General features: G+C 45.6%; 22 protein-coding genes, 1 pseudogene and 1 riboswitch. Of the genes and pseudogenes, 18 read left to right on the forward strand and 5 right to left on the reverse strand.

What is annotated here, in order from left to right; all coding sequences use genetic code 11:
• Positions 1-67: 67 nt before the first annotated feature.
• The 5 genes and pseudogenes from istB to ACZ5ZV_RS15355 all read right to left on the reverse strand — a co-directional run bounded on the left by istB (position 68) and on the right by ACZ5ZV_RS15355 (position 4999).
• Complete coding sequence (gene istB / locus ACZ5ZV_RS15335; RefSeq protein ID WP_464117240.1) at positions 68-817, reverse strand: IS21-like element helper ATPase IstB; 750 nt, start codon at positions 815-817, stop codon at positions 68-70.
• A 14-nt stretch (positions 818-831) separates the two neighbouring features.
• Positions 832-2448 (reverse strand): IS21 family transposase, encoded by a 1617-nt coding sequence (gene istA, locus ACZ5ZV_RS15340; protein ID WP_464117241.1) that lies wholly within the window; start codon positions 2446-2448, stop codon positions 832-834.
• A 182-nt stretch (positions 2449-2630) separates the two neighbouring features.
• A pseudogene (locus ACZ5ZV_RS15345) lies at positions 2631-2741 on the reverse strand (SMR family transporter); the annotation flags it as partial.
• Positions 2742-2755: 14 nt separating this feature from the next.
• Positions 2756-2816, reverse strand: a riboswitch (guanidine-III (ykkC-III) riboswitch).
• Between the two features lie 504 nt (positions 2817-3320).
• Positions 3321-4061 carry a hypothetical protein gene (locus ACZ5ZV_RS15350; protein WP_464118066.1) on the reverse strand — a complete coding sequence of 247 codons (741 nt, stop codon included), beginning with the start codon at positions 4059-4061 and terminating at the stop codon, positions 3321-3323.
• A gap of 11 nt (positions 4062-4072) precedes the next feature.
• The gene (locus ACZ5ZV_RS15355) at positions 4073-4999 is read right to left on the reverse strand and encodes an AraC family transcriptional regulator (RefSeq protein ID WP_464118067.1); all 927 of its coding nucleotides are present in this window, start codon (positions 4997-4999) and stop codon (positions 4073-4075) included.
• 121 nt (positions 5000-5120) lie between these two features.
• Between ACZ5ZV_RS15355 and msrA the strand changes: the two genes are divergently transcribed.
• The 18 genes from msrA to ACZ5ZV_RS15445 all read left to right on the forward strand — a co-directional run bounded on the left by msrA (position 5121) and on the right by ACZ5ZV_RS15445 (position 20614).
• Positions 5121-5609 carry a peptide-methionine (S)-S-oxide reductase MsrA gene (msrA, locus tag ACZ5ZV_RS15360; RefSeq protein ID WP_464118068.1) on the forward strand — a complete coding sequence of 163 codons (489 nt, stop codon included), beginning with the start codon at positions 5121-5123 and terminating at the stop codon, positions 5607-5609.
• A gap of 30 nt (positions 5610-5639) precedes the next feature.
• A complete protein-coding gene (locus ACZ5ZV_RS15365; protein ID WP_464121426.1) occupies positions 5640-5876 on the forward strand; it encodes a glutaredoxin in 237 nt (78 codons plus the stop codon).
• A gap of 39 nt (positions 5877-5915) precedes the next feature.
• Positions 5916-6356, forward strand: a complete 441-nt coding sequence (gene msrB / locus ACZ5ZV_RS15370; protein ID WP_464118069.1) for a peptide-methionine (R)-S-oxide reductase MsrB — start codon at positions 5916-5918, stop codon at positions 6354-6356.
• Between the two features lie 20 nt (positions 6357-6376).
• Positions 6377-6919 carry a peptide-methionine (R)-S-oxide reductase MsrB gene (gene msrB / locus ACZ5ZV_RS15375; protein WP_464118070.1) on the forward strand — a complete coding sequence of 181 codons (543 nt, stop codon included), beginning with the start codon at positions 6377-6379 and terminating at the stop codon, positions 6917-6919.
• Positions 6864-7154: a glutaredoxin family protein gene (locus tag ACZ5ZV_RS15380; protein WP_464118071.1), complete on the forward strand. Its 291-nt coding sequence runs from the start codon at positions 6864-6866 to the stop codon at positions 7152-7154. Before msrB (ACZ5ZV_RS15375) ends, ACZ5ZV_RS15380 begins: the two co-directional genes overlap by 56 nt.
• A 37-nt stretch (positions 7155-7191) precedes the next feature.
• On the forward strand, positions 7192-7500 hold the full coding sequence (locus ACZ5ZV_RS15385; protein ID WP_464118072.1) for an antibiotic biosynthesis monooxygenase family protein: 309 nt from the start codon (positions 7192-7194) through the stop codon (positions 7498-7500).
• Positions 7497-8771: an acetyl-CoA C-acetyltransferase gene (locus ACZ5ZV_RS15390; RefSeq protein ID WP_464118073.1), complete on the forward strand. Its 1275-nt coding sequence runs from the start codon at positions 7497-7499 to the stop codon at positions 8769-8771. Before ACZ5ZV_RS15385 ends, ACZ5ZV_RS15390 begins: the two co-directional genes overlap by 4 nt.
• 12 nt (positions 8772-8783) lie before the next feature.
• Positions 8784-9446 (forward strand): peptide-methionine (S)-S-oxide reductase MsrA, encoded by a 663-nt coding sequence (locus tag ACZ5ZV_RS15395; RefSeq protein WP_464118074.1) that lies wholly within the window; start codon positions 8784-8786, stop codon positions 9444-9446.
• 59 nt (positions 9447-9505) lie between these two features.
• Positions 9506-10933 carry a dihydrolipoyl dehydrogenase gene (locus tag ACZ5ZV_RS15400; RefSeq protein WP_464118075.1) on the forward strand — a complete coding sequence of 476 codons (1428 nt, stop codon included), beginning with the start codon at positions 9506-9508 and terminating at the stop codon, positions 10931-10933.
• Between the two features lie 17 nt (positions 10934-10950).
• Positions 10951-11385: a ribose 5-phosphate isomerase B gene (gene rpiB, locus ACZ5ZV_RS15405; protein ID WP_464118076.1), complete on the forward strand. Its 435-nt coding sequence runs from the start codon at positions 10951-10953 to the stop codon at positions 11383-11385.
• A gap of 395 nt (positions 11386-11780) precedes the next feature.
• Complete coding sequence (locus ACZ5ZV_RS15410; protein WP_464118077.1) at positions 11781-12830, forward strand: hypothetical protein; 1050 nt, start codon at positions 11781-11783, stop codon at positions 12828-12830.
• Positions 12831-13315: 485 nt separating this feature from the next.
• Positions 13316-14418 (forward strand): IS3 family transposase gene (locus ACZ5ZV_RS15415; protein WP_464118078.1). Its coding sequence is split into 2 segments (ribosomal slippage): positions 13316-13571 and positions 13571-14418, totalling 1104 coding nucleotides; the frame shifts between segments, so codons are not numbered across the junction.
• A gap of 149 nt (positions 14419-14567) precedes the next feature.
• Complete coding sequence (locus ACZ5ZV_RS15420) at positions 14568-15995, forward strand: sigma-54-dependent transcriptional regulator (RefSeq protein WP_464118079.1); 1428 nt, start codon at positions 14568-14570, stop codon at positions 15993-15995.
• A 47-nt stretch (positions 15996-16042) separates the two neighbouring features.
• Entirely contained in the window at positions 16043-16327 is a 285-nt protein-coding gene (locus tag ACZ5ZV_RS15425) for a hypothetical protein (protein WP_464118080.1), read from the forward strand.
• Positions 16324-17163 (forward strand): aKG-HExxH-type peptide beta-hydroxylase, encoded by an 840-nt coding sequence (locus tag ACZ5ZV_RS15430; protein ID WP_464118081.1) that lies wholly within the window; start codon positions 16324-16326, stop codon positions 17161-17163. Before ACZ5ZV_RS15425 ends, ACZ5ZV_RS15430 begins: the two co-directional genes overlap by 4 nt.
• Positions 17151-18626: an ABC transporter substrate-binding protein gene (locus ACZ5ZV_RS15435; RefSeq protein WP_464118082.1), complete on the forward strand. Its 1476-nt coding sequence runs from the start codon at positions 17151-17153 to the stop codon at positions 18624-18626. The genes ACZ5ZV_RS15430 and ACZ5ZV_RS15435 overlap by 13 nt, the downstream gene beginning before the upstream one ends.
• Positions 18627-18637: 11 nt before the next feature.
• Positions 18638-19981, forward strand: a complete 1344-nt coding sequence (locus ACZ5ZV_RS15440; RefSeq protein WP_464118083.1) for a sensor histidine kinase — start codon at positions 18638-18640, stop codon at positions 19979-19981.
• Between the two features lie 438 nt (positions 19982-20419).
• Complete coding sequence (locus tag ACZ5ZV_RS15445; protein ID WP_464118084.1) at positions 20420-20614, forward strand: hypothetical protein; 195 nt, start codon at positions 20420-20422, stop codon at positions 20612-20614.
• The last annotated feature ends 69 nt before the right edge of the window (positions 20615-20683 follow it).

The following is a 20683-nucleotide window of genomic DNA, read 5'->3' on the forward strand; positions in this document are numbered from 1 at the left end:
CACTTAGTTTGACCGGGTTCGTTTCAGATACTTTGACCACCTGATTTTTGAGGGTTTATTGGTCTTTCTACTCGCTGTCAATATCGTTGAAAGTTATTCGTCCCTTCATGCGGTGACTGGGGCCTTCAAAAATGCAAATATGGGCATTCTCGAACATCCTGTCGATGGCAGCACTTGCCAGGATCGGATCGGTAAAAACTTGTGGCCATTCTTCAACGTCGCGGTTGCTGGTTAAGATCATAGCCGAATTGTGCTTGCGTCGATCAAATAAATCGAAGATCTCCTCACTCACGTCTCGTGGCATTGTTACGACGCCCCAGTCATCCAAGATCCATAGCTTTGATGTTAGAATTTGTTTGAATAAAACATCGAGCTTATTGTTCTCGCGCGCTTTACGGATCTTTGTCCCAAGTCTTTTTACACTCGTACAAAAAACACTGTGACCAGCCTGCGCAGCGCTCATCCCAAGAGCAATCGCAAGATGACTCTTGCCCGTGCCGGGACTTCCCAAAAACAATGCAATTTCGTTGTTCTCGATAAACTTTAAATCTTTCAGATCCTCGATTTTTTCGCGCGGGAGTTTTTTATTGAAATCCCAATTGAACTGCTCAAAGCTTCTTCGCTCTGGGAACTCCGCTTTCTTAATCCTTTTTTCTACGGCGTTATCTGCCCTTGCATCTAATTCCGTGGATAGAAGCTCACTGAGCCACTTAAGATCCTGGCTGCGTTTTCCTTTTTGAACTAAACCCTCGATCTCTGCGGATGCCGCGGGCATTCGTAACTGCTTTAACTGATCGCGTATCACATCTATTGTCATAACTGTCTTTCCTTTCAGTGGGCCTGGTTGCTATGAACCAGACGTAAATGGTTTTTATACTCACTCATGTCGCGCGCAAACTTACCTCCCACCGTCTGCGCGGATAAAACCTCCTCATGACGAGGAGCTTTGGGTTTTGGCTTTGCCATAATATTCAATAGTTGATGAACTGTTTTTAAATTTACCTGTGATAACTCCAGCGCTGAAAGGCAGGCCTTGTCGATGTCGGCATTGCTGTACTTCTTGTTCAGCGTCAGAAGACCCCATACGCTGCGTGTATCAACAAAACCTTCGCCTCGAGCCAAAATAATTCCTACAAAGCGCTCAACATTGACGCCGATAATTTTTGCTTGCTTCAGATAGTGACCATGATCTTGAAGAGTCTTCTCCCAAGACTCCTTGTAATGATCTTTACAGGCTTTACTTGTGAATTTATCTTGGATGCGCTCGTAAACTTCTAACAGTCGACCGTTGCAGTAGATACTTACTTGAACTGAATTACCAATCACCAAAGCTATTTCGCCTTTGAGTCTTGTGTCTACTCGGTAGTACTTGTTTGCAAAGCGAACATAACCATCAGACCTCACTGTTGAGCGAGTGATGGTTTCCACTTCGTAGCGTAATAAAGGAAGAGGCTTTAACAACGAGGCTTCATCGTTAAGAAACACATCCAAAGGTTTTTGTAGGTGAGTCCCGTGCTTTCTCTCATTGGCGATACTCATCTTTTTATTCATGTGTGACTGTGCGCCGCTCAGTGAATATTGGGACTTATCGTAGGATTCAAAAAGGCGACGCTTCATTGGAACCATTCGCTCCACTTTGCCTTTTTTCTCTGGAGAATAAGGCGGCAATGCCTCGACAACGAACCCGTAGTGCGAGGCCAGTCTTTCAAAGGCCGGGTTCAACGTCGGCTCGTGCTTTGATGCCTCATGAACAAAGACTTTGGGATTATCAGAAGTCACTTTACGAGGGACTCCGCCAAGTTCCTCAAACATGCTTATTAAAACTTCGGCAGTTGTTTCAAAGTCGAGTTTCTCTACAACTCGGGCCATCTCGTAACGAGAATGCCCAAGAACGCCAACGAAAATCCAAATTGTTTTTTTCTTTTTTGTGACAGGATCGACGACGTCAAAGAGCTTTCCCCAGTCCACCTGCAGACATTCCCCCGGTGAGTGAACAAGCTCCATCACATTGCGCGCAGGTGCGGATCGCATAAGTTTGTGGCGGTGAATGTAGCGGTAGAAGTTAGATCGCGGGACAGAGAGCGGAAGCTCTTCAAAAATACTTTGCGGACTCCAGCCAAGTTCAATGCGCTCCTTGATCCATTCGCGCTTGGGATCTAAGATGGCATCCGTTTCAATGGCCTTCTCGCTGCGACCATCGCGCAGCGGAAACAGCGCCTCTGGGTAAGGTGGGATTTCTTTTGAGGTTTTGCAGTAGATTTTCTTCTCTGGGTTTGCGACGGCTACATAGCCATGCTCTATCGCCTGGTCGCGGATTTTTATGACGTAACCTTTGCCTTTACCAGTTGATTTAGTCAGTGCGGTGAGTGAGTGTCCTTCGCGAAGGCCTTCGACGATTTTTCGGTCCACTGTGATTTTCTCCAAGTCCTTTTTTCTGAGTTTCCGCATGCGTATTCCTTGCTGTAGTCTGGTTGTTAAACCAGCAGCTTAGCGCATGGGATCAGATGGAGAAAATGTGCTGAAAACGTAAGCAATTGCCCGGTCAAATTAGGTGGGATTTACTTCCCCCAAAGCCGGTCCACTTACGTGGGATTTGCCCCCCTTGAAACCGGTCAAACTACGTGGGATTGGACACTTGGTTCGAATTTCGTAAACCCATCGGTGTATTTTAATCCGATTGCCCAACAGACTTCTAAAAGTCCAGCGATACCAAGAATAACCCAAGCCCATGTTGTAGACATAAGACGCTCCTTTTTAAGAGCCGTCTTTTCGTCGCCTGGTACGGTTCGCCTCGTCAGGTGGCCTGATGCCAAAGTTAGTTGTAACTCTTCTTATCGCACAAAAAACTTACTGAATGGCAATATTCTCAGTCATGGCACAGGCCGCAAAAAATTAGATTTCCGACGACGACCGTCATATGAAAAAGAACGTAATTTCTGAAGGGTTGCCCAGCTTTCTTGTAAGCGATTGCTAGTTAATTGTTAATTTGAGATAATCAGATCATGGAGTCATTCCCATCAACTTGGTTCTATCAAAAAATCCTCATGATTCCCGAGGGAACATCAAGAGCTACGTTTGCAAATCGACTTTATATTGTTACCAAAAGTACTTTTAACGAAGGGAATAGCTTTAAGTTATTTGCGGAAGAGGCTGGCGGAAATGATCATATCAGTTTGAATCTGTACAAAACAAAGAGCGCAGTTCATCTGAAGCCATGCGAGCAACCTATTTTGAAAAGTTTAAGTTTTCTTCGGGACGCTAAGTTCTTTTAGCAGTAACGCCATAAGCGTGCCGAATTAGCATCCCGTACTTAAATAGACTCAAAAGAAACGTTTTTTAATCTCCTGTAAACGATCATATATGAGAGGTGGATAGTTCGCGTGATATTCACCGCACTCTGGGCACGGCTCCTGTCTTAAATGCGCTTTGCTATCTAATTCTTGATACGGAAAAATGCTAAACAAAAGTTCGTGTTGCATCAGGGTTCTGTGAAAATTTTTGTGGTAGGCTTCGATGCTGCTGGTTTTAATCTTCTCGAAAAAAAGCTCAACGCTGTTTAAGATACTCATAATTTCTTTCACTCCGTCATACATCAGCACATCGGCGTCGTTATGAATATCAACCTCCAGATCTTCTAAATCTTCGATGAAGCATTTAATAGCTCGGCGTGAGTGTAAGAGCGTTTTTTGCGACTTACCATCAATTGTCGTTTTTTGATCATAGCTAAAATTTTTAATATTTCTCTCCACGAACAGATAAAGTTCATGAAGCTGATTTATCTCGTGTCTCAACTGCTCTTTTTTATTCTCCTTCTCTATCTGAAGATGAAGAATGCCGTTTGCATCGATCTGTGCTTTCAAGGCTAGGAATAGAACCGCCGACCCAAGGATCTGCACGAACGGGCTTGATATACCTCCAATGGCGCTTCCAATATCACCGTATCCTTTCAAGTATTGAATAGGCAGCATCGGCGCAATCATTGGAATCAGCAGGCAGAATGCGCCTCCGATAAGAATCACCCAGAAAGCGATGGTATTAATTGGTGTGGACTTCTTAATCATACTTTAGCCTTTCAAGCGTTCGCTTTTCTATAAGCACTCGGTGTTTGCCCAATTTTTTTCTTAAACAATTTTTGAAAATGCTCGTGAGCGGGATAACCAACTGCCTCACTTACTTCAGGGACGGATTTTGTGGACTCCGTTAAAAGTTGCTTCGCCTTTTCAAGACGACAATATGTGAGGTAATCAAGAGGTGTCATTCCGGACAGTTCCTTAAACTTGACGCTATAGTTGGTGCGAGACATTCCGGCAATTTCAGCGAGGTCTTCGAGTCCCCATTTCTGCTCTAGACCTTGATGGATTGCTTCAAGCGTCTTACTGATCTGAGGATTTTCAATCAGCCGAAAGAACCCTGTTTTTTTGTTAGCCTTATGCATGTGAATTCTTAGCGCTTGAACAAAAATAATTTCGGTCAATTTTCTTACTAGGGCGTTACTACCCGGCAGGCCCGATTTGGCTTCATGCTCGACGATACTTAAAAGCATTGCGAGCCATGGCGAATGGGCATTCTCCACGCTTTTGACATGAACAATTTGTGGCAGGGAATTAAGAAATGGGTGATCGGGTCCACCGTTAAAACAAAAGTGTCCACAAACGAGATTCGTTTTCAGCTTACTCTGATCGCCGTACTCTAGGACCTGCGCCTCAGTGAGATGACCTTTGGATCTGAATTCAACAGCGGTCTCAGCCTTGATCTTGGGAGCACTTGTCATTGTGTGCTCCATTCCCTTAAACAGGATCAAGATATCTCCCTGCTCTGCTAGGGCTTTGAGTTTTAGCTTGGGCACTTCGTACCAAAATTCGCCGTGAGTCACGATGTGGAATCTAGCGAAATTGTCTTCCTTTGGAAGATTGATTCCCCAGTCGCCGGCAAAAGAAGTCCGATACCAGTAACTACTGGTGAGCTGGACTTTATCTAAAATATCGCTGAGGACATCCATACTTACTCCTGCCCGGATTGGCGTATAAGTCATATTGTCCGAACTATTGAGCATGTTATATCCCTCTTTTATGCCTTAAAGTCAATTCTATAAGTGAACGGCTAATAATGAAGGAGGCTATATGAAACTGAATTATGTGATCGTTGCTGGAGGTTGCTTCTGGGGTCTCGAAGACCTCTTAAGAAATTTAGACGGCGTGACAGCCACAAAAGTCGGATATAGCGGCGGCGATTTTGACGATCCCCAATACGCGGACGTCAGAACAGGTGCGACCGGACACGCCGAAGCAGTCCGCGTGGAATACGACGAAGACGAGATCTCTCTAAAGGAAATACTCCACTACTTCTTTAAGATCCACGATCCGACTACGAAGAACCGCCAAGGTAACGACATCGGAACTCAGTATCGTTCTGCAGTGTTTTACCGAGATGCGGTCCAAAAAATGACGATTGAAGACGTCATTGAGGAAGTCAACGAGTTGGGTCGTTTCGAGAATCCTGTGGTGACTAGCGTGGCGAAGGAATCAGGTTTCTATGACGCTGAAGAATATCATCAAAATTATTTGCAGAAGCATCCAAACGGATATTCTTGCCACTTTGAAAGAGACTAAACAATGAAGATAACGAGTGAGGAAAAAGAGATGAAAGAACTAAAGGATGTCGTGATCTACACGAAAGACCATTGTCCGTTTTGTACGCGAGTGAAAAACTATCTGACTTCTGAGAAGGTCGATTTCAAACAAGTGCGTTTAGACGATGACCCGAAAATCTATATGGAGCTGAAAGAAAAAACAAATCATCAAACCGTTCCGCAAATCTTTGTGGATGGAAAATTCATCGGAGGAGCTACGGACTTCTTCTCGTGGATTGACGGCTAATAGATGTCCAGAAACTAAAAGCAATTAAAGGAGTAATCTATGTTCACCTGGAAAAGTATCACTCACCATCTCGACAACGGCACTCCCGCGCCACCAAGACGAGTCGAGAAGAGTGAAGATGAATGGAAGAAAATTCTTTCACCGGCGCAATTTCACGTCATGCGAAAAAAAGGCACCGAGCGTCCCCACACGGGCGAGCTTTGTTCCTTTTATGAGCCCGGAAGGTATGCGTGCGCGGGTTGCGATACCGAACTTTTTGACTCTAATCTCAAATTCGATTCGGGCACAGGATGGCCGAGTTTCTCTGAGCCCGTCGAAGACAACGTCATCCAGTATGAACTGGACACGACATACGGTCGTCGAATCGAAGTTCTTTGTAATGTATGTGACGCTCACTTAGGTCACGTCTTCCCAGATGGGCCGGAGCCGAGCGGAGTTCGTTTCTGCATCAATTCGGAAGCTTTGAAGTTCGTAGAATAACTTTTTAAAATGGAGGCTTTATGAAAATAAATTTTTTAATGGCGTTCGTCGTAATGGCGATCATCATAACTCAAATCGCCTTGGCGTGGGATGGGAAAGATCCAAAAAAACCGTCCCGAGAGGAGCTCAAGAAGACTCTGACTCCCATGCAGTATCACGTCACTCAAGAATCAGGAACGGAGCGGCCGTTCCTGAATGAGCACTGGAATAATAAGTCGGAAGGCATCTACGTTGATGTGGTGTCCGGCGAACCGCTCTTTAGTTCTCTCGACAAATACGACTCGGGTACCGGGTGGCCGAGCTTCTCCCGTCCCATCGCGAAAGAAAACCTTGTTGAAAAATCCGACAGAAAGCTCGGGATGGCTCGCATCGAAGTCCGAAGCAAACACGGTGACTCGCACCTGGGCCATGTCTTTAACGATGGTCCCAAGTCAACCGGTCTTCGCTATGGCATGAACTCGGCCTCGCTCCGATTCGTTCCAAGGGCGAAACTTGAAGCGGAGGGATATGGCGAATACGCGAAGCTCTTCAGTAAACAAAAAGGAGCGGAGCTTGTTGATTAAGCTGTTCGGCCATAAAGACTGCCACAAGACTCAGACTTACCAGCGGTACTTGAAAGAAAAAGGGGTCCAATTCGTTTTCCTGGATGTCCATGAAGATGATGCAGCCGCAAGCGAGTTGAGATCCCTTTATACGACGGGAAAGCTGAATTTTCCAACCATACTCATTGGGACAAAGAAGTTGAGAAATCCAAAGTTCGATGAACTTGACAAGTGGCTAGAATCTTTAGCGAATTAGCATAATTCATTAAATTTAGTTTATAAGGAGAGAGATAGTGGTTATAGCAATTTTTCGCAGTCGTGTAGCAAAGGAACACGTTGAGGAATTTGAAAGAAGGTATGCCGAGATGTCAGAACTGGTCGAGGCCATACCCGGATACGGAACACACGAAAGATTCACCTCCGTAAATGGTGACGATGTTCTGATTGTTGAGTTCCTCACCAAAGAAGCTTTTCTCGCGTGGGATACGCATCCTGAGCATAAGAAAGCCAAGATGCTAGGCAAAGAATATATTTTCGAGTCTTACGACGTGAAAGTCGGAGAAGTTTTTGAGCGGCACACGAAGCCCGAAAGGAAAACATGAAAACAAGAACTGCATATGTCGTCGGCGGAGCCCGCATTCCGTTTATGAAATCGATGACCACCTACAAAGATGTGACTACCACCGATCTTATGACTGCCAGCTTAAAAAGCTTGGTGGATAGGTATAATCTTGCGGGAAAGACGGTCGGTGACGTAGCCCTGGGCGCCGTGATGCACAGTTCGGCGAATTGGAACTTTGCCCGTGAAGTTGTCCAGTCTTCGGGTCTACATCCGAATACACCCGCGTATAACGTGCAGCGGGCGTGCGGGACGAGCTTGGAAAATACGATCCAAATTGCACACAAAATCTCAAGCTACCAAATTGAAAGTGGCATTGCGGGCGGTGTTGATAGCAATAGCGATCTGCCGATAATGATCAGCCGTAGACTCTCGCAAAAATTGATGGCGCTGAATTCTGCACGAACGCTCGGCGAGAAAATGAAAATCGTTTTGAGCTTTAGACCAAGTGATCTAAGGCCAGTGCTGCCTGCGGTCGTTGAGCCACGAACCGGCAAATCTATGGGTGAACATTGCGAACTTATGGTTAAGGAATGGAACATTCCTCGGCAAGAGCAAGATGAGCTTGCTTTGAAGAGTCACAAAAACGCGGCTCAAGCATATAAGCAGGGTTTCTACGATGATCTGGTTTTCCCGTACCTAGGTAAAAGCACGGATGGAATTCTGCGTGATGACACAACAATCGAAAAACTGAAGAAGTTAAAGCCGGTTTTTGATAGGACCGAAAGCGGCACTCTTACAGCGGGGAATTCCAGTTCTCTGACTGATGGCTCCTCCACCGTTCTTTTGGCCTCTGAGGAAGAAGCCAAAAAGAACAATTGGCCGTTGTTAGCAAAGATCGTGGACTCACATACATCGGCAGTTGACTACGTTGCGGGAGAAGGGTTGCTCATGGCTCCCACCATTGCAGTCAGTGAGCTGTTGAAGCGCAATAATCTGAAACTCCAAGACTTTGACTTCTATGAGATTCATGAAGCGTTCGCGGGGCAAGTGTTATGCACAATGAAAGCGTGGGAGTCGCCTGAATATTGCAAAAGACGCCTTGGCCGGCCCGAAGCAATGGGAAAGATTGATCGCTCGAAACTTAACGTGCGCGGCAGCAGTGTCGCTCTTGGTCATCCGTTCGCGGCCACAGGGGCTAAGATTGTTTCGGTCCTAGCGAAGATTTTGCACCAGGCTGGGCCTGGAAAGCGCGGCCTTATCGTAGTCTGTACAGCAGGAGGAATGGGCGTCGCAACCATCCTTGAAAGTTAAAAGGAGAAAAATATGTTGGAACAAAGAGTGAACAATGAAGACGTGGTTGAGAACTATAAGTTTGCGAGTCCGGAAGGGATCGAAGAGGCCGTTAGAAAAGGACAGTTGAGTCAAACTATCTTCGCTATGGGTTGCTTTTGGGGACCTGATGCAAATTTTGGAGGAATGTCTGGCGTTGTTCAAACTCGCGTCGGATATGCTGGAGCATCAACGTTGGAACCGACGTACCGCGACCTAAAGGGTCATGCCGAAGTTGTAAGAGTTATCTTCGATAAGGATCTAATCTCTTACAGAGATCTCCTTGGAAATTTTGAGTCCTGGTTTGTACCGGGAAAGAAACAAGGTCAGTATCGCCCGATTCTGTTTGTATTTGATAGGGATCAAAAAAACGTGGCCGAGGAATTGGTTCGAGCGCTCGGAAATGAAAATTCTCCGGAGGTCGTCGAGGCTGGAGAGCAGAAGGGTTATTTCTGGACCGCTGAAGATTATCATCAAAAATATCGTCTGCGGAGAAACGAAAAATTCGTGAACCTCGCAAAATTGGATTTTGGCTCTCGATGGGACGAGCATCTGTATTTCACGAAACTCAACGCCGATGAAAGAAAAGGCCTAAGCCTTTCGCAATGGCTAATGAAGCTGCCTCCAGAAATGCAGAAGGCTTACAGAGTTGGTTGAGTTTTAGAATTTATCGCGGATCAATAAATCTCCGCTTCAAATAAATTTGAGGGATCAAAATGAAAAATTACGATGTAGCAATTATTGGAGCAGGTACCGCTGGCTTATCTGCGAGGAAAGTTGTTTCGAAATACACGCAAAACTATGTGGTCATTGATGACGGAATTCTAGGAACGACCTGTGCTCGGGTCGGATGCATGCCTTCAAAAGCATTCATTCAGGTTGCTAATGATTTCCATCGAAGAAATTCGTTCCGAGAACTGGGCATCACAGGAGCAGAATCGTTAAAGGTAGATTCTGAAAAATTGATGATTCACACTCGAAAACTCCGCGACCGCTTCGTTAAATCAGTACTCGGCGGCATGGATGAGTGGAAAGAAAAGCATTTCATCGGTAAGAGAGCTCGGTTCGTCGATAGGAATGTCGTTGATGTCGACGGCGAGAAAATCAAAGCGAAGAAGATAATTATAGCGACGGGATCAAGTCCGATAATTCCAAAACCTTGGCAGGAGTTTTCTGACTTTTTCATTGATACGAACTCTTTTTTTGAACTTCAAAAACTTCCTCAATCTATCGGGGTTATTGGGTTAGGTGTTATCGGGATAGAACTCGGGCAGGCTTTGCATCGGCTGGGGGTAGTAGTCATCGGAATTTCTCAGGGTCGTGCAATTGCGGGATTAAGCGATCCGAAGCTTATTGAATACACTTCGCAGAAGTTAGGCCAAGAAATAGATATTGATTTTTCAGGTGTTCAAAATCTCGCGCGTAAAGATCAAAAGCTGATGATCCGAACCGCCGAGAAAGAATATCTTGTAGAAAAAGCTCTGGTTTCTGTAGGCAGAAAACCTAATTTGTCCAACCTTGGATTAGAAAATCTCGCACTCGATCTTGATGACCGAGGCATCCCCTACTTTAACGAAAAAAGCTGCCAACTACGCGATGCGGATAACATCTTTATAGCCGGTGATGTTGACGGCTCAAAAGCAATTTTGCATGAGTCGGCGGACGATGGTGCGATTGCTGGATACAATGCCTGTCAGGAAAAAGTAGAAGAGTACAAAAGAAGAACCTGGTTGGGAATCGCGTTCTCATCTCCAAACATAGCCACAGTCGGAAAACGATACAGTGATCTTATCATGGAGAAAATAGATTTTGAATATGGCGAGGTCAGCTTTGAAGGGCAAGGCCGATCCATCGTCATGCTCAGCGAAAAAGGTCATCTTCGAGTATATGGTGATAAGAAAACCAACCGCTTATTGGGTGCTGAACTCTTCGCTCCTTCAGGTGAGCATATCGCACACTCACTAGCGTGGGTGATCTCTCAAAAAATGACCGTCGGAGAAGTGCTACGCCTCCCTTTCTACCATCCCGTTGTAGAGGAGGGTTTAAGAACAGCGCTTAGGGATCTTGCAAAGAAGTTACCCGAAACAAGATCGGCGCTGGAAATCGCAGTCTGCCAAGAGCACGACACTTCCATGTGCGAATAGCCGAGATAGATATATAGATGAAAATTGCCGTCGCTTCAGACCATGCTGGTTTTAGGTATAAGGGACTCGTTAAAGCACACCTGGCTCGTAAGAGTTATGAAGTCCTTGATTTCGGAACAGATTCAGAAGCTCAATGTGATTATCCTGATTTTGTGATTCCTGCCGCAAAAGCACTGCGGGATCAAAAGGTAGATAGAGCTATCGTTCTCGGGGGATCAGGAAATGGCGAGGCTATGGCCGCTAACCGATTCAGAGGAGTTCGATGCTGTCTTTGCTTGAACGTACAGTTAGCGAAGCTTGCGCGGATGCACAATGACTCGAATGCGCTGGCGTTAGGTCAACGAATTATTCCCGAAGATCAATTGCTCGAAATCGTAGACGCGTGGCTCATAACTCCCTTTGATGGTGGTCGGCATATATCTCGTCTAACAAAAATTGAGTCTTCTTCATAAGAAACGACTCTGTTTGATGTATATCTACTTACAATTAGAACGACCAAGAACGAAGTCCGCTTTCTTAGCTCGTTGGTAATCTCAAGAACTATCTATCTCCTTTTCCCGTTTGTTAAAGATGGGTCCGATCTTTCGTAGAGCATCCAAAATTCCGTAGGTCGGTTAAGTCTATGTGACGCCTAGTGATTCGCCTTTTCCCCTACAAAAATTCGTAAACGCCTCCGCCCCTGAAAAAGAATAACGAAATTCCCTAAAACAAAAAAACGTTCTGTATTTATCGGCAGTTAGATCGGGTTTCTTCCAGTTATCGTTGCCTGGCCCGCTCATTGAAATAAGCAGTCATCGAAAGTCGTTGATTGGCAACGGCCGAAACAAAAATCACTAAGAGGTGTGAAATGAAAAAAGCAATCGTTACGTTTTTAATGTTGTTGAGCGTGAGCCTTATGGCTTGCTCCGAAAAATCAATGGGACATTCGCAGTCTACAAATAGGAGTAATCCGTCGCCTGTGCCGAGTCAGCAGCACGACTATGTTCCGCAGGATAAATTCGATTTCAATAAAATGATGTATACCGAGCAAGGAACCTGTGGAGACAAATCTGGCATCTACTTTAAGTATCTTTTGACCGAAGATACAATGGTTGGAAAATCGGATAGAGGAAATGATCTCTTGGCGGAAGTACGAGTCGTACTTACGCCGGATCGCAAGTTCGTTGCGCAGTATAAGGAAAAGGAAATCGAAAGCTACACCGCGAATGGCTACACGCACAAACGCAATAAAGCGAGAATCGTTTCTGGATATTGGACCATCGACAACCACACGCTTATCTTGGGCGATTTATTGAAGATCAATGCTCGTATGGAAGAAGGCCGCGTGAAAGCAACTGCAACCTTTCTCCGTGATGTCGTTACTTCCGGTGTTGCTGGAATGACGGTAAAAGGCGCGATGGTTTGGTCAACTTCGTCTGGAACAAAATCTTATCGTGAGGTTTGCCCGAAAGCAGAAAACCAGCTTGGGAACTTTTCAGCGTTCGCATCAAGAAGTGAGCTTGAAAGTATCAAGATGAGTTCGCTTCAACTTATGCAAGGCCAACAATTTCAAGCCGGATCATTTTACGTCAATGGTTTGCAGCTCTTTCTGCACAAAAATGGCGACTTCCATTTGCTCATCATCGGAGTGGACATGACAGATCCCAACTACCAACTCAAACACTACGTCGTGGAAGACAGTTATTGGGAGCGAACAAGCTCAAATAAGTTGAACTTCTATGTTGGCGGCCTTCTTAAAAAAGCCAACGGTGGAGCGCAACTCTGTATTACGAAAGATCTTTGGCATGTTGCTCCGAAGGGCGAAATTCTGGATTTTCCGATGCAAGGGCGATGTATTGATCTTGAATTTCGCGCAAGCAATTACAATCTCGACGATCTCACCAGCAATTATCGTTAGTATCTTTCTCGGGGCCGCCAGCTTCTCTCCGGCTGGTGGCTCCATCTATTGTTAAGTTCACTTTTCAATTCCCCGTTCCGGTGGCTTTCTACTGGTATCAAAATGTCCGAATCAGCATATTTCACCATGAAAAAAATATATGCCGACGGGATATATCTACATGAGTTCCAAGAATTTGCAGATGACCGTTTTCGCTCGTAGTTACCAATAGTTGTCTGTAAATTAAGACGAATTTCTACGAAATTTTGGAATACAAGATTTACATTGCTCCATCTCCAAATGCCTTATTTTTCAATACCTTATGCTCAACCATTTATATTTATCATCGCGAGCTACGGAAACTCGTAGCTCGGGAGCTTCGCAATTGGGGGAATCAACTTAAGTTCCGTCAAACAGCAATTGGTCTCCCTCGACATAACTAAGCCAAACGAAATCCGAGAAGCGGCGTGACAAGTGGTCCTCGAATCGAAGAAAGAGGAGGACCTATGAAACGATCGAAATTTTCTGAAGAACAAATCATCCACGCGCTCAGACGCAACGAGGCCGGAGAGAACGCGAAAGAAATTTCTCGTTCAATCGGAATCACGGAAGCGACGTTTTACGCATGGAAGAAGAAGTTTGCGGGGCTTGGTGTTCCAGAACTTCGAAAGCTTAAGAGCCAAGAAGAAGAGCTCTCGAGATTAAAACGTCTCGTTGCAGATCTGATGCTCGACAAGCAGATGCTTCAAGAGGTCATCGCAAAAAAGCTTTAAAGCCTGCCAAGCGAAGATCGCTCGGCCACTTTTTGGTTGAGCGCTTTCGCGTGAGCGAGCGCCGAGTGTGCAGGCTTTTAAATCTTCGGCGGAGTACTTACTACTATGATCCGCATCCGCGTGAGGATCGGCCCGTGCGCGCGCGATTGATTGAGCTTGCTCACGCAAGGCCTCGGTATGGGTACGAGCGTCTTTGGATCTTACTTCGTCGTGAGGGTTGGAAGGATGCGAGAAGCAGAATTCACCGAATCTATAAGGAGGAAACGTTATTTGTTCGTACGAAGCCAAAACGTCGCCGCAAGATCATCGCTCAGCTTCGTGTTCCACCGCCAACACCGAAAAAATTGAACGAAGTTTGGACGATGGATTTTATGCATGACCAGTTGGCGTGCGGAAGAAAAATTCGGACGCTAAATTTGGTTGATAAGTTGAGTCGTGAATCACTTGCGATCGAGGTCGATTATTCGCTGCAATCCAAACGCGTCATCGACGTCCTCAATCACGTAGCGAGTGAACGTGGATATCCCGAAGTGATTTGCGTCGACAATGGATCCGAGTTTACATCGAACGCAATGGAGCAATGGGCATATATGAAAGAGGTGAAAATACATTTTATTCGTCCTGGAAAGCCGACAGAAAACGGACACATCGAAGCGTTTAACCGAAGATTTCGTGATGAGTGTTTGGATGTGAACGCATTTAGTTCGCTGCAACACGCGAGAAACGAAATCGAAAAATGGCGCATCGATTATAATGAATGGCGACCGCACACATCGATTGGCAACTTGACGCCGAAAGAATTTGCGAAGAGAAAAATGAACCAGAAGACCGCTTGATCGCGCATCGCTTCTCGATATTCGAATGGCCTCGTTAGACGAGGGAGACCACAATATAAGCTAAATAGAAGCTATATGGCTTGATAAACAAGATTGGCTTCATCCTTGCTAAAGACCCCTATGACCGAACATTCGGATCAGGAGTTTTTATGAAGCAGTCCATTTTAGCAATCGACAATGATCCTCTCGTCTTAATGTCTATTAAGATGCTCTTCGACGACGCCGACATCGAGGTGGAAACGGCGGCTTCAGGTGAAATTGGAGTTGCGTTGTTTCGTGAACAACCGAATCGTTTTTCTGCCGTACTCCTTGATTTTGAAATGAAAAACAAAGATGGATCGGGAATGGATGGTGACGAGGTTGCCGTTCTGCTAAAGAAGATTCAGCCTGAAGTTCGCATCGTCATGGTTTCAGGAGTTGAGGACCAGGAAATTGTAAATAAGTGCCTTGCTGCGGGAGCCGAGAAGTTCATTCGCAAAGGCCTTGATCCATCAAATTTAATTGCAGTCGTGATTTCGATGTTACCCAAAGTTGATGAAGAGACTGATGCGCGTAACGACCTCGAAAGACAGCAACGTATTCGCTGCACTTTAAAGATGGTTGGAAGCTCGCGTGAGCTTTGCCAGGTCGCTGACATGATTTCAAAATTCGCGGCATTTGATGAGCCTGTACTAATACTTGGAGAATCCGGAGTAGGAAAAGAAGGGATTGCGAAAGCAGTTCACGAAAACTCAAGCCGCAAACACAAAAAGTTCGTTGCAATCAACTGTGCAGCCTTTGGAAAAGACCTGCTCGAAAGTGAACTCTTTGGTCACGAGCGAGGTGCTTTTACGGGAGCAATGAACAAAAAAATCGGACTTTTTGAACACGCTGATGGCGGTACAATCTTCTTGGATGAAATTGGCGATATGCCACTTGATCTTCAGGTTAAAATTCTTCGTGCGCTTCAAGAAAAAACGATCCAGCCAGTTGGGTCGCTGTCACCGCGAAAAATTGATTTTCGGGTCGTTGCTGCTACCCATAGGAATCTACGCGAGGCCGCAGAGCATGGTACGTTTCGCCAAGACCTTTACTACAGGCTCAAGTACCTCACCATTGAAGTTGCTCCATTGAGAGAGCGACCAGAGGATATTGAACCTCTGGTCCGTTACTTTATCAACCAGATGGAAGAGAAAACCGGACTCAAAAAACCGATCTCTGACAGCGCGCTACGAAAACTCAAAAGCCACTCGTGGCCGGGAAATGTGCGCGATCTGGAGGCCGTGGTAAAGAAGGCATTTGTTATGTCTGATGTGCGAATAACTCCACAGGCTTTCGCCGAAGACATCGGAGACTCATCTGGAAATGACATAGAGGCCATTCTTGCTAGAGGTGAAATCATAAAACACGAAGACTTCGTTCGTCGTGTCGAAGAGCAAGAGCGCATTCTGTTGCAGCGAGCGATGGACCTCACCGACAACAAAAAAGGTGCAGCAGCCGCTTTGTTGGGAATGAACCACAATACGATGAACTATCGAAGATTAGTTTTAAGAATGGAAGAAGGAAAGCAAGTCGCGTCGAAAGCTGTTGCGAAATAGTTTCGGCGTCAAAACAACAAACGTAAACCCAAACAGAGGGGGAAAAAATGAAAGCTAGAAAAATGGTGATAGCTCTTGCTATCGCTTTGGTACAACCAGCGTTCGGCCAAGTAACCGAAGTTCAGAAAACGATGGAGCGTGGGCATTACTACGTTCTTTCCCGTGAATTGGCAGATAAGTTGACACTTGATTACGATTTTCTCGTAAAAGAGTTCCAGCCTACTACTGGCGAATTTTTGGCCGTGAAAGTCGATGAGCAAAATCAGATTGACGTTTCGATCTTCGATAACGCTCAATTTTCTGCTGCAAGAGCGGACATCGTTCAGCAATGAGTTTGAAGGATAAAACCCTCGTACTTATCGAAAAGGGCGATTGGATCTTTGATCTTATAGGCCCTCTTTTTAAAGGGGGCCTAACTAAGAGAATTGGAAACGGTGGCTACGATTCGCGCTCTCCGATGATGGAGCTAACACTCCAATCTTATGGCGTCGGTTCGCATGCGCTTCCAACCCTTCCGAGATCAGGCCGATTTTTGAATATGCAGACAACCGACGCCGATCAAAGGGAAACCTTGTTGCGTCTCTCGAAAAGTATATTCCCGCAAGCTGTTCCGGTTTCGCTGTCGTCATGGCGCAAGGAACAAGTTCACTATGCAGAAAGTTTCATAGGACAACACGCGAAGCAGACTTGGCAACACCTTGAGAAATGGATTTCTTCGTATCTTCTAGTAGAAAATGTGTCCTTTCGTTCGGCTTCGAGTCCCCATGCATTTGGGTGCATATTTTTCGGGGAGAGCATGGATCGCCTAGATTATAAAAATTTGGCCGTTTCCATCGTCCACGAAATGGCCCATCAGGAGCTATTTCTAATCAATTTGCTGGATCGTCTGGTGGAAGAAAACGCAGACTACAGCTTGGTTCATGCGCCATTTCAAGGGATCGTTCGACCTCCTATTGGTCGATTACATTCACTGTATGCTCTTTTTAGAATGGTGGAATTTGAAAAGCAGGCGGGCCTTCCCTACGAACGGCATCAACAGCTTATTTTCGATACGATTGATTCGTTCCAAGACTTTGAACTTACCGATTTTGCCAGACAACTTGTTCGCGCCATTGAAACGCGAACTGAAGTTGAGCAAAAACATCGGAGGGTTGTATGCTTAGGTTGAACTCCTCTTTCAAATTAAAAGTAATGATTACCTTTCTGGGAGCTTTTATGAATTTACAAAATGCAAATGCGGGCGTGGTTCCCAAGCTGGGCTATGTGCCGCAATCGTTTCCTCGCGACATCATAAAAATTAACCAGTTTGCTGAACACGTTTTACTCGCTCAAATTTTAGAGCCGCTAGTCGATGCCGACCGCTTCGGAAATATGACTCGCGGGATCGCCGAAAGATGGAGCGTTTCGCAAGATGGTAAGACTATTGTTTTCTTCATCGAAAAGGGACAGCACTTTTCAAACGGAAATCCGATTCGGGCCAAAGACGTAAAATATAGCATCAATCGCCACATTGCGGAAAAAACACAATCTAGCAATTTCCTGAAATCGATCAAAGAAGTGAAGGAGACTGCGCCTTACGAAGTCACCATGATTCTATCGGAAGCGAATGTTGCCATTTTGAAGGCGCTTTCGCGGGATCATCTTGGAATCGTCCCTGATGGTTGGACTTTTGATTCTAAATCTATCGAGCCTTACATCGGCTCTGGCCCATATCGGTTATTAAAATCAGAAGGCAAATGGTATTTCGTCAAGAACGATAGACACTCAAAAGCCGCCCACGTCACAATTCCTAAGTGGGAGTTAGTGTACTTTGCTGATGACGCTACCTTGAGTGTCGGCAAAGAAATTCCTGACTATGTTCCAATGGCAAGCCAGCCGATTTTTGAAGAGCTGACGAAACTCTCACAAGAGAAAAAGTCGCTCATTCAATCAAAGGAGCAAACGAGTTTCGTTCAGACTTCGCTCTGGTGGCATCCCACTGGAAAACATTATGGCTCTGCCGAAATGAAGTCACGCATGATGGCCTTTTTGGATGAACTCGTAGGCATAAAAACCAAAAATCTAAAATTCCAGCGAGCCACCGGAATCGTGCCAGTAGGAATTTCAGGCTACCTTCCCGAGCGTGTGAAGTTCGAGAAGCCAGAAATCGAGAAATCGATGAAGAAAGAAACTCTATCTGTCGTAGTAGTCGGTGCTTTTGATTTTGTCTTTGAGGGTGACGAGGTAAAAATTTTAGCGGATAGCTATGGCCTCGAAGTGAATGTTATCAACATTAAGCCTATTGATATTGGCACTATCAGCTCGAAAAAGCCTGATGTGGTCATGGCGGCGTGGGCAGGAGGCTTTAACGATCCTGAGGGATTTTTGCCGCTTTTGAATCAGCTCCTAGGGGTGGATTTCGTGGAATACCTCGGCGATTTACGGCCAATCTATTTGCAAGCTCGTGTGGAACAAGACTGGTCGAAGAGGAGTGACCTGTTCCGTTCGTTTAATAAAAAGATTGTTGAGCAGAAGCGAATGGTCCCAGGCTGGAAGGTGCCGATGTATGCCGTATCTCGCTCGGGTCTTACTGAAGAGAATATCGGCTTTAGATATACGCCACGGCTTATTAATGTGAAGTACACGAAATAAGGTTGGACTCCGTGAAGGCCCTTCCTAAGAAAATCAGATTTGGCCAATTTTTTGGAATCGTTGCATTCCTAGTGGTCATCATTTTCTCTGGCGTTGCCACGACGATTCAGATTTATCGTGATTTTGAAGAGGCGAAGGCCGCTCGCAAAGATCACCAAAATGTAGTTTCCAAGCTTGCCGTTCAGACTTTGAGAGCACCACTGATTCAAGGCAGTTTTGTTGAAGCGCGACTTCGAGCACAAAGCATAATCCAGAACTCTCAAGTTGCTTGTGTAACGATCACGGCAAAAGATGTTCCTGTTACTAACTGTGAGTTGGATTCCGAAAGGCAAGCGGGCCTCTACTCCGTGAAGGACGAAGTATTTTACGACGAAGCGCAAAGTGTTAGCGCCGCGACGGTAACGCTCTACTTTGACAACTCGGACATCTACCAATCTCTTCGTCAAAAAATTCAATTTGCGGCCGTAGGAAACTCGGCCCTAGCACTTCTCGTTTTGGGCATTTTGTTGTTTGCTAGTCGAATTATCAAGCGTGACTTGAAGACCATCATACTCGAATGCGAGCGCCGCCCATCACAAGAAACGCCAATTTATCTTGCTGAGTTTTCGTACCTTCGGGAAAAGATCAATTATCACATGGACGCGGCAGAAGTGAATGCGGAAACGCGGGCTTCGGGCGAATTGGCAAGGCAAGTTAAACACGATATTCGCTCGCCACTTGCAGCCCTGAATAACACCATCAAATCACTTGTCCTGCCAGCCGATAAAAAGGCGCTAATTCAAAGTGCGATTACGAGGATCAACGATATTGCGAATGACTTGAATCGTTCAAAATCCGTCACAATGCCAGAAGAGAACGGACTTCCGAAAAGTGAGATCCCAAATCGAATTTCAGAAATTGTTATTGCCGCCATTGAGGAAAAGAAAATTCAATATCGAGATCGCACCGGACTTGCTTTCGATCCTCGTGTCTCGCCGGAAGCTCAAAATCTTAGTTGTGCTATGGACTCAAGAGAACTGAACAGAATTTTGTCGAACATCCTCGATAACTCCGCAGAGGCTATAAAATCCGAAGGACTTATTCGAGTGGAACTGTCCTGCGATACGGAATCTGTGCGCCTCTTCGTTGTAGATACGGGTGTTGGAATCCCGCCGGACCTAATTCCCACGCTTGGTGCGAAAGGAAAGACTTTTGGAAAAGCGAATGGCAGTGGGCTTGGCCTTTATCATGCCATAAACACGCTTGATGGCGTCGGAGGACGACTGACCATCAATTCAGATGGAGTTAGTGGCACCTGTATCGAGATAGTCATTCCGCTTTCCCAAAAGCAGGAAACTTCCGCCAACATTCTGTAGCCACTCCTAAAAATTGCAGTGCGCTCAATGCATTAGATTTCAGGTGTTTACGCGCATCCTCTGCAAGGTTTTGCAGTCGCGTTGATTTGATTAGCAATACGTCAAAAAGTAGAATCTAAAAGTTTTCATAGATAACAGCTACTTAGGCCAAGTCACTCTGCTTCGATGTTTCGGCACAGGCATTGATATGAATACTTTCGAGAGCTGAATTATCAGCTCCGAAAGGAAACTATATGAAATTCATAAAGCAGAGTCGAGAAACTGTCCCGCGCAGAATGGCGGCAATTTTTCGTGCGGTCGTTCTGGTGATATCGAGAATTTTCCGAATGGTTTGGACCGCACTTTTTGTCCCACCGATGGAACAAGAAAAAATCGAGCAAGCTCACCGTCGAGCGTTGGAATTATCAGGTCATTTCCAGAAACAGGGAGGACGTTAAAATGGAAAACAAGAACACGGTGGCATCGTCAAAAGATGCAGTCCATGCGAAGAAGAAGCGCCTATCGGAGGCTTTGAATGCGATCTCAGAGATTTTTGGAGTCGAGTTCGGAAGTATAACCATCAAATTCCACAACGGAAAATGGAGTCCGAAAATCGAAATCGAAAAGCGTGTCGTTGAAGAAGTGAAAGACTAAAGAGAGCGCCTACCCTAAAAAGGGCGGCTATGTGTAGCAGAGGCGACGCTGACCACCACAACGGAAGCG

It is taken from the genome of Bdellovibrio sp. HAGR004, from assembly GCF_055397015.1.

Coding starts and splice junctions, on each gene's coding strand:
- ACZ5ZV_RS15390 (WP_464118073.1), top strand. CDS start 7,497: ATGAAAACAAGAACTGCATATGTCGTCGGCGGAGCCCGCATTCCGTTT.
- istB (WP_464117240.1), bottom strand. CDS start 817: ATGACAATAGATGTGATACGCGATCAGTTAAAGCAGTTACGAATGCCC.
- ACZ5ZV_RS15430 (WP_464118081.1), top strand. CDS start 16,324: ATGAGTTTGAAGGATAAAACCCTCGTACTTATCGAAAAGGGCGATTGG.
- ACZ5ZV_RS15445 (WP_464118084.1), top strand. CDS start 20,420: ATGGAAAACAAGAACACGGTGGCATCGTCAAAAGATGCAGTCCATGCG.
- istA (WP_464117241.1), bottom strand. CDS start 2,448: ATGCGGAAACTCAGAAAAAAGGACTTGGAGAAAATCACAGTGGACCGA.
- ACZ5ZV_RS15400 (WP_464118075.1), top strand. CDS start 9,506: ATGAAAAATTACGATGTAGCAATTATTGGAGCAGGTACCGCTGGCTTA.
- msrA (WP_464118068.1), top strand. CDS start 5,121: ATGAAACTGAATTATGTGATCGTTGCTGGAGGTTGCTTCTGGGGTCTC.
- ACZ5ZV_RS15395 (WP_464118074.1), top strand. CDS start 8,784: ATGTTGGAACAAAGAGTGAACAATGAAGACGTGGTTGAGAACTATAAG.
- ACZ5ZV_RS15420 (WP_464118079.1), top strand. CDS start 14,568: ATGAAGCAGTCCATTTTAGCAATCGACAATGATCCTCTCGTCTTAATG.
- ACZ5ZV_RS15350 (WP_464118066.1), bottom strand. CDS start 4,061: ATGATTAAGAAGTCCACACCAATTAATACCATCGCTTTCTGGGTGATT.
- ACZ5ZV_RS15435 (WP_464118082.1), top strand. CDS start 17,151: ATGCTTAGGTTGAACTCCTCTTTCAAATTAAAAGTAATGATTACCTTT.
- ACZ5ZV_RS15425 (WP_464118080.1), top strand. CDS start 16,043: ATGAAAGCTAGAAAAATGGTGATAGCTCTTGCTATCGCTTTGGTACAA.
- ACZ5ZV_RS15355 (WP_464118067.1), bottom strand. CDS start 4,999: ATGGATGTCCTCAGCGATATTTTAGATAAAGTCCAGCTCACCAGTAGT.
- msrB (WP_464118069.1), top strand. CDS start 5,916: ATGTTCACCTGGAAAAGTATCACTCACCATCTCGACAACGGCACTCCC.
- ACZ5ZV_RS15410 (WP_464118077.1), top strand. CDS start 11,781: ATGAAAAAAGCAATCGTTACGTTTTTAATGTTGTTGAGCGTGAGCCTT.
- ACZ5ZV_RS15380 (WP_464118071.1), top strand. CDS start 6,864: ATGGCGAATACGCGAAGCTCTTCAGTAAACAAAAAGGAGCGGAGCTTG.
- rpiB (WP_464118076.1), top strand. CDS start 10,951: ATGAAAATTGCCGTCGCTTCAGACCATGCTGGTTTTAGGTATAAGGGA.
- ACZ5ZV_RS15365 (WP_464121426.1), top strand. CDS start 5,640: ATGAAAGAACTAAAGGATGTCGTGATCTACACGAAAGACCATTGTCCG.
- msrB (WP_464118070.1), top strand. CDS start 6,377: ATGAAAATAAATTTTTTAATGGCGTTCGTCGTAATGGCGATCATCATA.